The organism is Mycolicibacter terrae (assembly GCF_010727125.1).
Classification (GTDB): Bacteria; Actinomycetota; Actinomycetes; order Mycobacteriales; family Mycobacteriaceae; genus Mycobacterium; species Mycobacterium terrae.
In genome coordinates this window covers 1,742,158-1,755,528 of record NZ_AP022564.1, presented here as the reverse complement: position 1 = coordinate 1,755,528, position 13,371 = coordinate 1,742,158, and the positions used below count along the sequence as shown (strand labels likewise).

At 68.3% G+C, this 13,371-nt stretch carries 14 protein-coding genes and 1 pseudogene; 1 reads left to right on the top strand and 14 read right to left on the bottom strand.

Translation table 11 applies throughout. The annotated features are described in order from the left end of the window. Positions 1–298: 298 nt before the first annotated feature. From G6N23_RS08620 to G6N23_RS21910, 7 genes and pseudogenes are all read right to left on the bottom strand, one after another. Positions 299–1,054 (bottom strand): YebC/PmpR family DNA-binding transcriptional regulator, encoded by a 756-nt coding sequence (locus G6N23_RS08620; RefSeq protein WP_085260536.1) that lies wholly within the window; start codon positions 1,052–1,054, stop codon positions 299–301. Between the two features lie 52 nt (positions 1,055–1,106). Beyond that, positions 1,107–2,468: an ABC1 kinase family protein gene (locus G6N23_RS08615; RefSeq protein ID WP_085260535.1), complete on the bottom strand. Its 1,362-nt coding sequence runs from the start codon at positions 2,466–2,468 to the stop codon at positions 1,107–1,109. Between the two features lie 75 nt (positions 2,469–2,543). Next, positions 2,544–3,140 carry a pyridoxal 5'-phosphate synthase glutaminase subunit PdxT gene (gene pdxT, locus G6N23_RS08610; protein ID WP_085260534.1) on the bottom strand — a complete coding sequence of 199 codons (597 nt, stop codon included), beginning with the start codon at positions 3,138–3,140 and terminating at the stop codon, positions 2,544–2,546. Beyond that, the gene (tesB, locus tag G6N23_RS08605; protein ID WP_085260533.1) at positions 3,137–3,982 is read right to left on the bottom strand and encodes an acyl-CoA thioesterase II; all 846 of its coding nucleotides are present in this window, start codon (positions 3,980–3,982) and stop codon (positions 3,137–3,139) included. Before tesB ends, pdxT begins: the two co-directional genes overlap by 4 nt. A 9-nt stretch (positions 3,983–3,991) precedes the next feature. After that, positions 3,992–4,909, bottom strand: coding sequence for a pyridoxal 5'-phosphate synthase lyase subunit PdxS (gene pdxS / locus G6N23_RS08600; protein ID WP_095173908.1), 918 nt, complete (start codon positions 4,907–4,909; stop codon positions 3,992–3,994). Next, positions 4,906–5,427: a TetR/AcrR family transcriptional regulator gene (locus G6N23_RS08595; protein ID WP_234808585.1), complete on the bottom strand. Its 522-nt coding sequence runs from the start codon at positions 5,425–5,427 to the stop codon at positions 4,906–4,908. Before G6N23_RS08595 ends, pdxS begins: the two co-directional genes overlap by 4 nt. A gap of 91 nt (positions 5,428–5,518) precedes the next feature. Then, positions 5,519–5,641, bottom strand: a pseudogene (locus G6N23_RS21910) (TetR/AcrR family transcriptional regulator); the annotation flags it as partial. A 38-nt stretch (positions 5,642–5,679) separates the two neighbouring features. Between G6N23_RS21910 and G6N23_RS08590 the strand changes: the two are divergent. Then, on the top strand, positions 5,680–5,856 hold the full coding sequence (locus G6N23_RS08590) for a hypothetical protein (protein ID WP_157997536.1): 177 nt from the start codon (positions 5,680–5,682) through the stop codon (positions 5,854–5,856). A gap of 12 nt (positions 5,857–5,868) precedes the next feature. Here G6N23_RS08590 and G6N23_RS08585 read toward each other — a convergent pair whose 3' ends face one another. From G6N23_RS08585 to thrS, 7 genes are all read right to left on the bottom strand, one after another. Next, a complete protein-coding gene (locus G6N23_RS08585) occupies positions 5,869–6,837 on the bottom strand; it encodes an alcohol dehydrogenase catalytic domain-containing protein (protein ID WP_085260574.1) in 969 nt (322 codons plus the stop codon). A gap of 118 nt (positions 6,838–6,955) precedes the next feature. Further along, entirely contained in the window at positions 6,956–8,002 is a 1,047-nt protein-coding gene (locus G6N23_RS08580; RefSeq protein WP_085260531.1) for an NUDIX hydrolase, read from the bottom strand. Then, positions 8,002–9,126, bottom strand: a complete 1,125-nt coding sequence (locus G6N23_RS08575) for a glycosyltransferase family 4 protein (RefSeq protein ID WP_085260530.1) — start codon at positions 9,124–9,126, stop codon at positions 8,002–8,004. The genes G6N23_RS08580 and G6N23_RS08575 overlap by 1 nt, the downstream gene beginning before the upstream one ends. After that, positions 9,126–10,049 carry a phosphatidylinositol mannoside acyltransferase gene (locus tag G6N23_RS08570; protein ID WP_234808582.1) on the bottom strand — a complete coding sequence of 308 codons (924 nt, stop codon included), beginning with the start codon at positions 10,047–10,049 and terminating at the stop codon, positions 9,126–9,128. Before G6N23_RS08570 ends, G6N23_RS08575 begins: the two co-directional genes overlap by 1 nt. A gap of 17 nt (positions 10,050–10,066) precedes the next feature. Beyond that, a complete protein-coding gene (pgsA, locus tag G6N23_RS08565; protein WP_085260528.1) occupies positions 10,067–10,729 on the bottom strand; it encodes a phosphatidylinositol phosphate synthase in 663 nt (220 codons plus the stop codon). Further along, on the bottom strand, positions 10,726–11,298 hold the full coding sequence (locus G6N23_RS08560) for an ATP adenylyltransferase (protein ID WP_085260527.1): 573 nt from the start codon (positions 11,296–11,298) through the stop codon (positions 10,726–10,728). Before G6N23_RS08560 ends, pgsA begins: the two co-directional genes overlap by 4 nt. Beyond that, positions 11,295–13,352, bottom strand: coding sequence for a threonine--tRNA ligase (gene thrS / locus G6N23_RS08555; protein WP_085260526.1), 2,058 nt, complete (start codon positions 13,350–13,352; stop codon positions 11,295–11,297). Before thrS ends, G6N23_RS08560 begins: the two co-directional genes overlap by 4 nt. Positions 13,353–13,371 lie beyond the last annotated feature (19 nt).

The window sequence follows — 13,371 nt, the reverse complement described above, 5'->3', positions numbered from 1 at the left end:
GCAGGCCACCTCCGGCCTATTGCCCAGACCGCCCCGGCCGACCGTCGCCAACAGCCGACGAGAGCGGCATGATCTGGCGTCCCAGGCGGATCCGACCGTTCGACAATTGTCCGATATAGCCTCTGCTGCAATGGAATACAGAAATCATCTAACGGCACCCCGAAGACACCCCGAACGTCGTGGTGATCGTGCCGGCTTCGCCCAGTTCGGCCAACCAGAGCTGCTGGGTACGGCTCTGCAGGCCGATTGACACCCGCGACCCCGGCCGATCCGGTCTGGGCGGCGAACTACCGGGTACTCAGTCCTCGGCCAGTTCGGCCAGCACCTCGTCGGACAGATCGACGTTGGTCCACACGTTCTGTACATCGTCGCTGTCCTCGAGCGCCTCAACCAGCTTGAAGACCTTGCGGGCGCCCTCGACGTCCACCGCGACACTGACCGACGGCTGAAAGCTGGCCTCGGCCGACTCGTAGTCGATGCCGGCGTCGACGAGCGCCGTGCGCACCGCCACCAGATCGCCCGGCTCGGAGATCACCTCGAAGCTCTCACCGAGGTCGTTGACGTCCTCGGCGCCGGCATCGAGCACCGCCACCAGCACGTCATCCTCGGTCAGCCCGTTCTTCTCCAGGGTCACCGTCCCCTTGCGGCTGAACAGGTAGGCGACCGATCCCGGGTCGGCCATGGTGCCGCCGTTGCGGGTCATCGCGACCCGCACCTCACTGGCAGCACGGTTGCGGTTATCGGTCAGACACTCGATCAGCACCGCGACACCGTTGGGCCCGTACCCCTCATAGGTGATGGTCTGATAGTCCGCCCCGCCGGCTTCCTCACCCGCGCCACGCTTGCGGGCCCGCTCGATGTTGTCATTGGGCACCGAGTTCTTCTTCGCCTTCTGGATGGCGTCGTACAACGTCGGATTACCCGACGGATCACCACCACCGACTCGTGCCGCAACCTCGATGTTCTTGATCAACCGAGCGAAGTTCTTGCCGCGGCGAGCGTCGATAACGGCCTTCTTGTGCTTGGTGGTGGCCCACTTGGAATGGCCGCTCATCAGTTGCCTACCTCACTGTCGCATCAAAAACTTTGCGCGACGAGTCTACGTGTCAGTCCTGCTCGCGCGCCGGGGGCTGGTCGGGCGGGAAGAACCCGGGCACCCATCGCTCGATCAGCGCGGCGTAGTCGACGTGCGCGTCCAGCTGCACCGCGACCCCCAGCAGGCCGCCCAGCGTGCGCAGCAACATGACGTAACCCGCCGGAAGGGTCATCTGACGCGCCATCTTGAATCGGTCGGCGAAGCCTTCGGCCATCGGATCTGTGGTGACCAGGGCCGATTTCTGGAACCACTTGCGGGTGAAATGGAACTCCCCCGAGCGCAGTGGGTCGATGTAGGGCCACAGCGGTTGGATGTACTCCACCAGTTGCTCAGCACTCAGCTCATAGTCGGCCGGCATGAAACCGAGCTGCTTGAGCAGCCGGATCACCTCGTCCCACTGCTCGTCACGCGCCCAGCACAGCAGTTCGGCGAACTCCGGGGGGATGCCGCCGGGATGCTCGGCCACCGCGCCGAAGTCGATGACGCCCAGGCGCCCGTCGGCCAGCAGCATGAAGTTGCCGGGGTGCGGGTCGGCGTGTACCAGGCCCACCCGCGCCGGTGAGCTGAAGGTGAATTCCAGCAGCAGCGCGCACGCGGAGTCCCGCTCCTGTTTGGTGCCGCTGCTGATGATCGCCGACAGACGCCGGCCTTCGATCCACTCCGAGACGATGACCTTCGGCGCGCTGGCGATCACCGCCGGCACAGCGAACTTCGGGTCCCCGGCGAAGGCCTTGGCGAAGGCCCGCTGATTATCGGCCTCCTGCCGGTACTCGAGTTCGGCTTCCAAGGTGTCATTGATCTCCGAGACCACTCGGTCCACGTCCGCGCCCGGCACGACTTGCTTGGCGACCCAGTTGAACCGCTGAATCAGTTTGAGGTCGGCGCGCAGCGCCTCGTCGGCGCCGGGGTATTGGATTTTCACGGCGACTGCGCGCCCGTCCTTCCAGACCGCCCGGTGCACCTGCCCGATGCTTGCCGACGCGGCCGGGGTGTCGTCGAAGGACGTGAAACGCTCCCGCCATTTGGTGCCGAGCTGGGCGTCGAGCACCCGATGCACCTTGGCGGCCGGCAGCGGTGGGGCCTCGCTTTGGAGCTTGACCAACGCCTCGCGGAATGGTTCGGCGAACTGCGGCGGAATCGCGGCCTCCATCACCGACAGCGCCTGGCCGACTTTCATCGCGCCGCCCTTGAGCTCGCCGAGCACCTTGAACATCTCGTCGGCGGCCTTCTCCAGGAGCTCGGCGTTGACCTCGTCCCTGGACTTGCCGGTCATCCGCTTGCCCACACCCAGCGCTGCGCGTCCCGCGACCCCGGCCGGCAGGCTCGCCAGTTTCACCGCGCGGCGAAATCCGCCCCGCGCAAGATCTGCCATGCGCACATCATGCCTGGTCGGTGCCGGCGACGGTATTCGTGTCAGCCGATGGGTGCCCGGCAGGGGCCGTGCCGGTCAGGCCTTACGGGTGACGATGTCGACGAACAGCCGGTGAATCCGGCGGTCGCCGGTCACCTCCGGGTGAAACGAGGTGGCCAGCACCGCGCCCTGCCGCACCGCCACGGGGTGTCCGGCGGCCTTCGCCAGCACCTGGACACCGGGCCCGACCCGCTCCACCCAGGGCGCCCGGATGAATACCGCATGCACCGGATCGTCCAAACCGGTGAACTGCACGTCGCCTTCGAAGGAATCGACCTGCCGGCCGAAAGCGTTGCGCCGCACGGTCATGTCGATCCCCGACAACGGTATGGCAGCGCGCCCGTCGGCGCCTGCGTCGACGATCTCGCCGGCCAGCAGAATCATTCCCGCACAGGATCCGTACGCCGGCATCCCGTCGGCCAGCCGGGCCCGCAGCGGGTCGATCAGCTCCAGCTCGCGCAGCAGATGACTCATCGTGGTCGACTCGCCACCGGGGAGCAGCAGGGCGTCGACGGCGTCGAGTTCCGCCCGGCGGCGCACCGGCACCGGGTCGGCGCCGACGGCGATCAGTGCAGCAAGGTGTTCGCGGACGTCGCCCTGCAGGGCGAGTACTCCGATGCGCGGGCCGCTCACCGGTCGGCCGACTGGTACCCGGCCGGGTAGCGGGTCAACCCCTCCTGCATGACGGCGGCCACCATGTCTCCGGATCGGTTGTAGATCTTGCCCTGGGTGAGCGCGCGACCGGCGTTCGCCGACGGCGACGACTGGTCATAGAGCAGCCACTCGTCGGCCCGGAAGGGACGCATGAACCACATCGCATGGTCCAGCGACGCCACCTGCAGGAGATCGCGCTCGGCCGGGTGGATCGACCAAGAGGCGCCGAGCAGGGTCAGGTCGCTCATGTAGGCCAGCGCACAGATGTGCAGCACCGGATCGTCGGGCAACCGGTCCCGGTGGCGGAACCAGACCTGCTGCTCGGCGACCTTGCCCGGGATGTGCGGCAACAGTTCGTTGGGCACCCGGCGCAGATCCCACTCGGCGAACGCCTTGAAACCCTCGTCGTCAAAGGCTTTCATGGCGGCGATGTCGGGCAGGTCTTTCGGGTCGGGCGCTTCGGGCATCACATCTTGGTGGCCGATACCGCGCTGCTCACACTGAAACGACGCCGACATGTTGAAGATCGTCTCGCCGTGCTGCACCGCGTTGACCCGCCGGGTGCAGAACGAACCACCGTCGCGCACTCGCTCGACCAGAAACACCGTGGGCGCCCTGGCATCTCCGGGCCGCAGGAAGTAGCCGTGCAGCGAATGCACTCCGAATCCCGGTTCCACGGTGCGTACCGCCGACACCAGCGCCTGACCGGCGACGTGCCCGCCGAAGGTGCGTTGATGATTGGCGGACAGCGGACTGAACACGCTGCCGCGATAGATGTTGACCTCGAGCTGCTCGAGATCGAGGATCTCTTCGATCGACACAGAGAATGTCTACCAGCCGCGTTCGGCAAGCCGGTGCGGTTGCGCGATGTCCTCCACGTTGATGCCGACCATCGCCTCGCCCAGCCCGCGCGACACCCGGGCCAACACGTCGGGGTCGTCATGGAAGGTGGTGGCTTTGACGATGGCCGCCGCGCGCGCCGCCGGATCACCGGACTTGAAGATGCCGGAGCCCACGAAAACGCCCTCGGCGCCGAGCTGCATCATCATCGCCGCATCGGCGGGCGTGGCGATGCCCCCGGCGGTGAACAGCGTCACCGGCAGCTTGCCGGCCTTGGCGACTTCGGCGACCAATTCGTAGGGCGCCTGCAATTCCTTTGCCGCGACGAACAATTCGTCTGGCGCCAGCGACGTCAGCCGGCGGATCTCGCCGCCGATGGCACGCATGTGGGTGGTGGCATTGGAGACGTCCCCGGTTCCGGCCTCACCTTTGGAGCGGATCATGGCCGCCCCCTCGGTGATCCGGCGCAGCGCCTCGCCCAGGTTGGTCGCCCCGCACACGAACGGGACGGTGAACTGCCACTTGTCGATGTGGTGGCTGTAATCGGCCGGGGTGAGCACCTCCGACTCGTCGATGTAGTCCACCCCGAGGCTCTGCAGGATCTGCGCTTCGACGAAGTGGCCGATACGCACCTTGGCCATCACCGGGATGGTCACCGCCGCGATGATGCTCTCGATCATGTCCGGGTCGCTCATCCGCGACACCCCGCCCTGAGCGCGGATGTCGGCGGGCACCCGCTCCAGCGCCATCACCGCGACGGCTCCGGCGCCCTCGGCGATGCGGGCCTGCTCGGGGGTGACGACGTCCATGATGACACCGCCCTTGAGCATCTCGGCCATGCCGCGCTTGACCCGCGCTGTGCCCGTTTGTCCGTCGGGTGCCGAACCGTTCTGCCCCGCGCTGTTCACTGAATGCTTCTCCTCGCTCGTGATACTCGCCCAGTGTAGTGGGCGACCGCCAGCTGTTTTTCGGCCTCGCTGCCGCGGACCTTTCTTCGCGGCGCGAAGAGGGGTCCGGCCGGCGGCGGGTCGGCCATCAAACGCCAGCACCACGAACACCTGCACATAACGGCGGACCCAGCCGGCATCGTCGGCACCGGGAATGAGTCCGAGCAGCAGACCCGGGGCGACCGACAATACGAAGCGGGCGGCGTCGCCGGGGCGAAGCCCGGCCCGCAATTGCTCGCCGGCCTGCTCGAATTCAATCTCATAGAGGCCCGCCAGTACTTACTGAAGGTCACCGACCGGGCGATCAGCGCGGCGACGTTGCCCTCGTCGGTGTGTTCGGAGATCACCCGCAACAAGGGGTCGTGGGCGACCTCGGTGGCCACGATGACCAGCGACTCCGTCACCAGGGCGCCCGGGTTGGTCGCCGCCTCCAGCCGGGTGGTGATCTCGGCGATCTTGCGTGCGGCGACGCGCTCCATTAAGGCGTCGAGCAGCCCGTCCCTGCTGGCGAAGTGCCGAGTGCCGATAGATCACCGCCCGGGTGTAACCGGCTTCGCGGGCGATGACCTGCATGGTCGAAGCCCGGTAGCCGCGCCGGGCGAACGATCGCTCGGCGGCGTCGAGGAGCAACTCCCGCGCGTGCTCGGGCGGATTGCCTCCACCGGGCGGCCGGCCCCGGCGGCCGGCCGTCATTCCCAGCTTCTCCGATATATATGGGCATCCCTACTCATATGTCATTTATTGTGCACGGTGCGTTCTGTGCGTATCCGAGCCGCGGGTTGCGCTACTCGAAGGTCCGAGAACTGCTGGGCGTGGAGCCGACGTCACGCGGGCACCTGTTCGTCGGCTGGGTGCCCCCAGGGATGAAACCGTCGGCCCGCTGGGACTACGACGCGAATGTCGCGTAGGCACAAGTTAATTCACATCGTCAGGACCATGCGGTAGCGGGCCCGGCCCTCCTCCATGGCGGCGTACGCCTCGGCCGCCTGAGCCAGCGGCCGTTCTTCAATGCGGGCCCGAACTCCCGACAGCACCGCGAAGGCCATGGTCTCCTCGATATCGCGGGCAGTGCCCGAAGGGTGTCCGGTCACGCTGAGCCCCGGGGTGATCAGTTGCACGGGGGCGATCGCTAACGGCTCGGCGGTGACCCCGATAGTGATGAGTTCCCCGCGCGGCGCCAGCCCGCCGACGGTGTCGGCCATCGCTCGCGAGTTGGCCGCGGTGGCCAGCACTACCGCCACACCCCCGAGCGCCGCCATCGCCTGTGCGACGTCCCCGGCGGTGGAGTCGATGTAGTGGTGGGCGCCGAGCGCGCGGGCGTCGGCTTCCTTGGCGGCTCCGCGGGCGATCGAGATCGTCTCGAAACCCATGGCGGCGGCGAATTGCACGCCCAGATGCCCCAAACCGCCCAGGCCCAGCACCGCGACCCGGTCCCCCGCCCGCGCCCTGGTCGACCGCAACGCGTGGTAGGTGGTGACCCCGGCACAGCCCATCGGTGCGGCTTCGACCAGGGACAACTCATCGGGGATTCGGGCCAGGGCGTTGGCCGGCACCGTCACCGATTCGGCGTAGCCGCCCGGGTAGTGCCAGCTGGGCACCTGCGCATTGGCGCAGTGGATGAAATCGCCTTTGCGGCAAGGAATGCAATGGTTGCAGTTCCCGCCGAACCAGCCGACCGCAACCCGTTCACCGACCTGCCAGTCCGTCACACCGGCACCCAGTTCGGCGATCGTGCCGGCGATCTCGTGCCCGAGGGTCACCGGCCACGTCATCCCCGGGAAGCCCGCGTTGACGAAGGCCTGGTCGGTACCGCAGACACCGCAGGCGGCGACGGCGATCCGGACCTCGCCGGGCCCCGGTGCGGGGGTGTCGACGTCGACCAGGGTCATCGATTCACCGACGGACGGCACCTGGACCGCTCGGTGGGATGGCTTGGGGTTCACCCGTTCAGGCTAAGCGGATGCCGCCCGGCGCCGCGGGGTTTTTCCCGCTCCCGGCGTACCACGGTCAGGTGATCCGGCGAACGTCCGCAGTGGTTCGGGCGGCGTCGGCCAGCCGGCCCGCCTCGGCGAGCCGCTCGCCCAGTTGCAGCGGATAGACCTTCTCGCCCGCGGCGGCCAACTCGGCGATCGCCGCGGCGTCACACCAGCGGTGGCCTTGCAGGTAGCGCTGCTCCAGCCCGGTCCGAGCTGCAGCGGACGGCTCGAATCGGCCGGTGCGGTGGACGAAGAAGAACTCCTGGCTGTCGAGCCGTTCGCCGTTGAACTCGAAGACCGCGTCGCGGCGCCAGATCGGTCCGACCAGCTCGCCGGGGCCGACCTTCAGACCGGTCTCCTCGGCCAGTTCGCGCGCCGCCGCCTCGGCCAGCGGCTCATCGGGTAACACCTGCCCCCCGATGGTGAACCACCAGCGCGGTGCCGGGTTTGCGGCGTCGTCCGGCAGGGCCGGGTCGCGGCCGCGCAGCAGCAGCACCGAGCCCGCCTCGTCGAGCAGCACCACCCGCGCCGAGACGCGTGGATCCAGCACGCCGTGATCGCCGTGAGCGATCATTCCTGCCCGTTCGACGATCTCGAAATAGGTTGGCATCGGCGCGGTTCCACCCAGATGCAGCGCCCGAACCAGCGGGCGGTCGCGCAGCGCCACCGTGTCACGGACCGCGTCGTTGTGGAATCGGCGGGCCAGCAGCACCCGGGCTTCGGCGTCGGCCAGCTCGGCGACCATCGCCGGTGGTAACGACGCGGCGTCGACCATCGCCAGTTCGGCCGACAGCGCGTTCTCGGCCGTCTCACGCGCGTCACGTGACGCCCGCTCGGCGACATCGGCCAGAGCGGCCAGCCGCCGCCCGGCCACTTCGTCGCCGTAGGCCTCGATCGCGACGGCCCGGGCCACCACGGCACGGCGCGCCAGCGATCCGTCCAGTGCCTGCCAGGACAGATCGCAGCGCACGTGCAGCCGGTTGAGCCGGTTGGCGGTCTGGAAGGCCCAGCCCACCGTGACGGCCAGCACCGCCACGGCAACCAGGACCAATACGATCCCCAGGACCGTCGGAGCCATCAGTCGCCCACCGAGACCTTACGGCCGACACCGGCGACCGTCTCGTAGACCCGGATGATCTGGTCGGCCACCACCGACCAGTCGTAGCGGCGTACCGCCTCGCGGCCCGCCGCCACATAGGACGCCCGCAACTCGTCGTCGCCGAGCACCTCGATCAGGGCGGCGGCCAAGCCCGCGGGGTCATCGACCGGCACCAGCCGGCCGGCCTTCCCGTCGCGCAGCACCCGGCGGAACGCGTCCAGGTCACTGGCGACCACCGCGGCACCGGCGGCCATCGCCTCGGCCAGCACGATGCCGAAGCTCTCACCGCCGGTGTTCGGCGCACAGTACACGTCGGCGCTGCGCAGCGCCGACGCTTTCTCGGCGTCGTCGACTTGCCCCAGGAATCGCAGGTGATGTGCCAACGCGCCTGCATCGCTGCGCAATTCGTCCTCATCCCCGCGGCCGACGATCAGCACCTGAAGGTCGGCGAACTTCTCGACCAACGCCGGCAGCGCACCGAGCAGCACCGCCATGCCCTTGCGGGGTTCGTCGTAGCGGCCCAGAAACAACACCGTGCGGCCGGGGCGCGGGTAGCCGGGCAACGGCTCAGCCGTGGCGAACGCGGCCACCTCGACCCCGTTGGGGATCTCCACCGCGTCGGATCCCAGCGCCTCCATCTGCCAGCGCCGGGCCAGATCCGACACCGCGATACGGCCGATGATCTTTTCGTGCATCGGCCGCAGCAAGGCCTGGGCCACGCTCAGCGTCAGCGATTTGGTCGTCGAGGTGTGAAAGGTGGCCACGATCGGGCCCTCGGCCACGTTCAGGGCCAGCATCGACAGGCTGGGGGCGTTCGGCTCGTGCAGATGCAGCACGTCGAAGTCACCGCTCATGAGCCACTTCTTGACCTTGCGATGCGCGGCCGGGCTGAACTGCAGCCGAGCCACCGACCCGTTGTAGGGGATCGCGACGGCCTTGCCGGCGGAGACGACGTAGTCGGGCAACTCCACGTGCGGCGAGGCCGGCGCCAACACACTGACCTCATGCCCACGGGCACGCAGCACCTCGGCCAGTTGCAGCACATGAGCCTGCACCCCGCCCGGCACGTCGAACGAGTAGGGGCAGACCATGCCAATCCGCATCAGCTCTCCCCCAGCCGCGCCCGTCGAGACTCGGGAAGGTCGGCGACCCATTGCGGCTGCATCATGTGCCAATCTTCCGGATAGGCGGCGATGCCCTCGGTGAACGTGTCGGCCAGCGCCTGGGTGATCACCTCGACATCAGCGCCTGCGCAGTCCAGCGGCGGATGAATCCGGACACCCCACCCGGCGCCGTCGAACCAGCAGTGCGCCGGCAGCAGTGCCGCACCGGTTTCGATCGCGAGTCTGGCCGGGCCGGCCGGCATCCGGGTGGATTCGCCGAAGAAGTCGACCGCGACCCCGCTTCGGGTCAGGTCGCGGTCGGCCATCAGGCAGACCAGCCCGTTGGCCCTCAGTCGCTCGGCCAGTACATCCGACGGGGGGCGTTCGCCGCCGGACAGCGGCAGCACTTCGAAGCCCAGGCTCTCCCGGAATTCGACGAAGCGCCGGTACAGCGATTCGGGTTTGAGCCGCTCGGCGACGGTGGTGAACCCGCCGTGGGTCTGCGCCAGCCAGACCCCGGCCATGTCCCAGTTGCCGCTGTGCGGCAACGCCAGCACCGCGCCGCGCCCGGCCTGCAGGGCGACCTCGATGTTCTCCTTGCCCCGCACCCCATCGTGCAGCCGGCCGGCCAATTCGGCGTGGTCCATGGTGGGCAGCCGGAACGCCTCGCGCCAGTACCGGGCGTACGACGCCAGCGAGGCCCGCATCAGCGCCGACGGCACCTCGGCGGGCGCCACCCCCAGCACCCGGGCCAGGTTCTTGCGCAGCTGCTCGGGGCCCCCGCCGCGGGCCGCGACCAGCGCACCGGCATCGAAGGCGTTGCGGGCGACGAATTCCGGCAGCGCACGCACCATCATCCAGCCTGCGGCGAACCCGGCGTCGGTGGCCCAGGCGTCCAGCTGACTGAGCCCGGGAACTCGCAGACCGCTCGGGAGGAATGTCACGATCCGGGCGTTCCCTCGCCGTCGGCGTCCGACATCGGCTCCACCGCACCCGGCGAGATGCGCACGGTGTGCAGGCGCTGGGCGCAGGTGATCAGGCTGGCCACCGCAAGCAGCCACATCGCCACGTGCAGCGCCCACGGCAGCGGATAGACCGGCAGATCGGACAATCCGGCGCCCACCAGCACGATGATCAGCCGTTCCGGACGTTCGATGTAACCGCCGTCGCCCCGCAGGCCGCTGGCTTCGGCGCGTGCCTTGATGTAGGAGATCACCTGCGAAGTCACCAAGCAGATCATTGTCGCAACCACCAGCGGGGGGCTGTCCATGCCGAACGCCGCCCACCATGCCAGCCCGCAGAACACCGCTCCGTCACTGATCCGGTCGCAGGTCGCGTCCAGTACCGCGCCGAACGCACTACCACCGCCGCTCAGGCGGGCCATCGCCCCGTCGAGCATGTCGAAGTGCACGAAGAACCAGACCACCAGCGTGCCGGCGAACAACTGACCGGTCGGGAACAGTGTCAGCGCCGCCAGCACCGCGCCGGCGGTGCCCAGGATCGTGACGATGTCGGCGGTGAACCCGGCCCGCAGGAAGGCCCGCGCCACCGGTGTGGTGATACCGGCGAAGGTCGCCCGGGACAGGAAAGGCAGCCTGCTCATTGCTGTTTCGCCCACTCCTCGGCGAGCAGCCGGCGCGTGTCGCGCAGCAACTGTGGGATCACCTTGGAGCCGCCGACGATCGTGATGAAGTTCGCGTCGCCGCCCCAGCGCGGCACGACATGCACATGCAGATGCTCGGCCAGCGACCCGCCGGCCGACTCGCCCAGGTTCAGGCCGACATTGAACCCGTGTGGCCGCGATACCGCCTTGATCACCCGGATGGCCTTCTGGATGAACGTCATCAGCTCGGCGCCCTCGGGTTCGGTGAGGTCCTCGAACTCCGAGAACCGCCGGTAGGGAACCACCATCAGGTGGCCCGGGTTGTACGGGTAGAGGTTGAGCACCGCATAGACGTACTCACCGCGGGCCACCACCAACCCGTCCTCATCGGACAGGGTGGGGATGTCGGTGAACGGCTGGCGGGACCCCGCCGACCCCGCCTGGTCGCGCTGGAGGGGCGCCTCGGCCAGATAAGTCATGCGGTAGGGCGTCCACAGCCGCTCGAGCCGGTCGGGCTCACCGACACCGGTGTCGACGATCCGCTGTTCGCCGCCCCCATCGCCGGTCACTTGACTTCGCCCACCTTCAAGCCGACCTTGAGCGTCTCCGCGGTCGGCGCGGTGTTGTCGCGTGCGGCGATCCAGCCGGCGATCGCAGCGACCGCCTCGTCGCGCGGCACACCGTTGATCTGGGTGCGGTCGGCGAACCGGAAGCTGACCGCGCCCGCCTCGACGTCGCGGTCGCCGGCCAGCAGCATGAACGGCACGTGCGCGTTGGTGTGGTTGACGATCTTCTTGGGCATCCGGTCGTCACTGGCGTCCACCTCGACCCGCACCCCGTGGCTGCGCAGTTGTGCGGCAACCTCTTCCAGGTAATCCACGTGCTGGTCGGCGACCGGGATGCCGGCCACCTGCACCGGCGCCAGCCAGGCCGGGAACGCCCCGGCGTAATGCTCGGTCAGCACCCCGAAGAAGCGCTCGATCGAGCCGAACAAGGCCCGGTGGATCAGCACCGGGCGCTGCCGAGTGCCATCGGCCGCGGTGTACTCCAGCTCGAACCGGTCGGGCATGTTGAAGTCGAGCTGAATGGTCGACATCTGCCAGCTGCGGCCCAGAGCGTCCTTGACCTGCACCGAGATCTTCGGCCCGTAGAACGCCGCACCGCCCGGGTCGGGCACCAGGGTCAGCCCGGATGCCTCGGCGACCTCGCGCAGCGTCTCGGTGGCCTCTTCCCACACCTCGTCGGAGCCGACGTACTTCTCCGGGTCCTTGGTGGACAGCTCCAGGTAGTAGTCGTCCAGGCCGTAGTCGGCGAGCAGGTCGAGCACGAAGCGCAGCAGCGAGGTCAGTTCGTCGCGCATGGATTCCCGCGCGCAGTAGATGTGCGCATCGTCCTGGGTCATGCCGCGAACCCGCGTCAGACCGTGCACCACCCCGGAGCGTTCATAGCGGTACACACTGCCGAACTCGAAGAGCCGCAACGGAAGTTCCCGGTAGGAACGTCCACGCGACCGGTAGATCAGGTGGTGCATCGGACAGTTCATCGGCTTGAGGTAGTAGTCCTGGCCGGGCTTGCGCAGCGTGCCGTCCTCGGCGAACTCCGCGTCGATTTGCATCGGCGGGTACATCCCCTCCGAGTACCACTGCAGGTGGCCGGAGGTTTCGTACAGCGCCGCCTTGGTGATGTGCGGGGTGTTGACGAACTGGTAGCCCGCCTCGATGTGCTTGCGCCGCGAGTAGTCCTCCAGCTCCCGGCGGATGATTCCGCCCTTGGGGTGGAAAACCGGTAGGCCCGAACCGATCTCGTCGGGGAAGCTGAACAAGTCCAGTTCCACACCGAGCCTGCGGTGGTCGCGACGCAGAGCTTCCTCGATCAGCTCGAGGTGACGGTCCAATGCCTCCTGGGACTCCCACGCGGTGCCGTAGACACGTTGCAGGCTGGCGTTGTTCTGGTCGCCGCGCCAGTAGGCCGCCGAGGAGCGGGTGAGTTTGAACGCCGGGATGAACCGGGTGGTCGGGATGTGCGGGCCGCGACACAGGTCGCCCCAGACCCGTTCGCGGGTACGGGGATTGAGGTTGTCGTAGGCGGTGAGCTCATCACCGCCGACCTCCATGATCTCGCTGTCACCGGACTTGTCGTCGACGAGTTCCAGTTTGTAGGGCTCACCGGCCAGCTCGGCGCGGGCAGCCTCCTTGGACTCATAGACCCGCCGGGAGAACACCTGGCCGTCTTTGATGATGACCCGCATCCGCTTTTCCAACGCGGCCAGATCCTCCGGGGTGAAGGCCTCGGGTACGTCGAAGTCGTAGTAGAAGCCGTCGGTGATCGGCGGACCGATACCGAGCTTGGCGGCCGGGAACAAGTCCTGTACCGCCTGGGCCAGCACGTGCGCGCACGAGTGCCGGATGACGCTGCGGCCATCCTCGGTGTCGGCCGGTACCGGGGTCGCTTCGGTGTCGGTGTCGGGAATCCAGCTCAGGTCGCGCAGCTTGCCCTGTGCGTCGCGCACCACCACGATCGCATCCGGCGCCCCGCGGCTGGGCAGGCCCGCCGCGCGCACCGCGTCGGCGGCGGTGGTGCCGGCAGGAACCCGGATCGGGGCGGGCTGTGCGGGCGCGCTCATGGCGTGGTCTCCAGGGGGA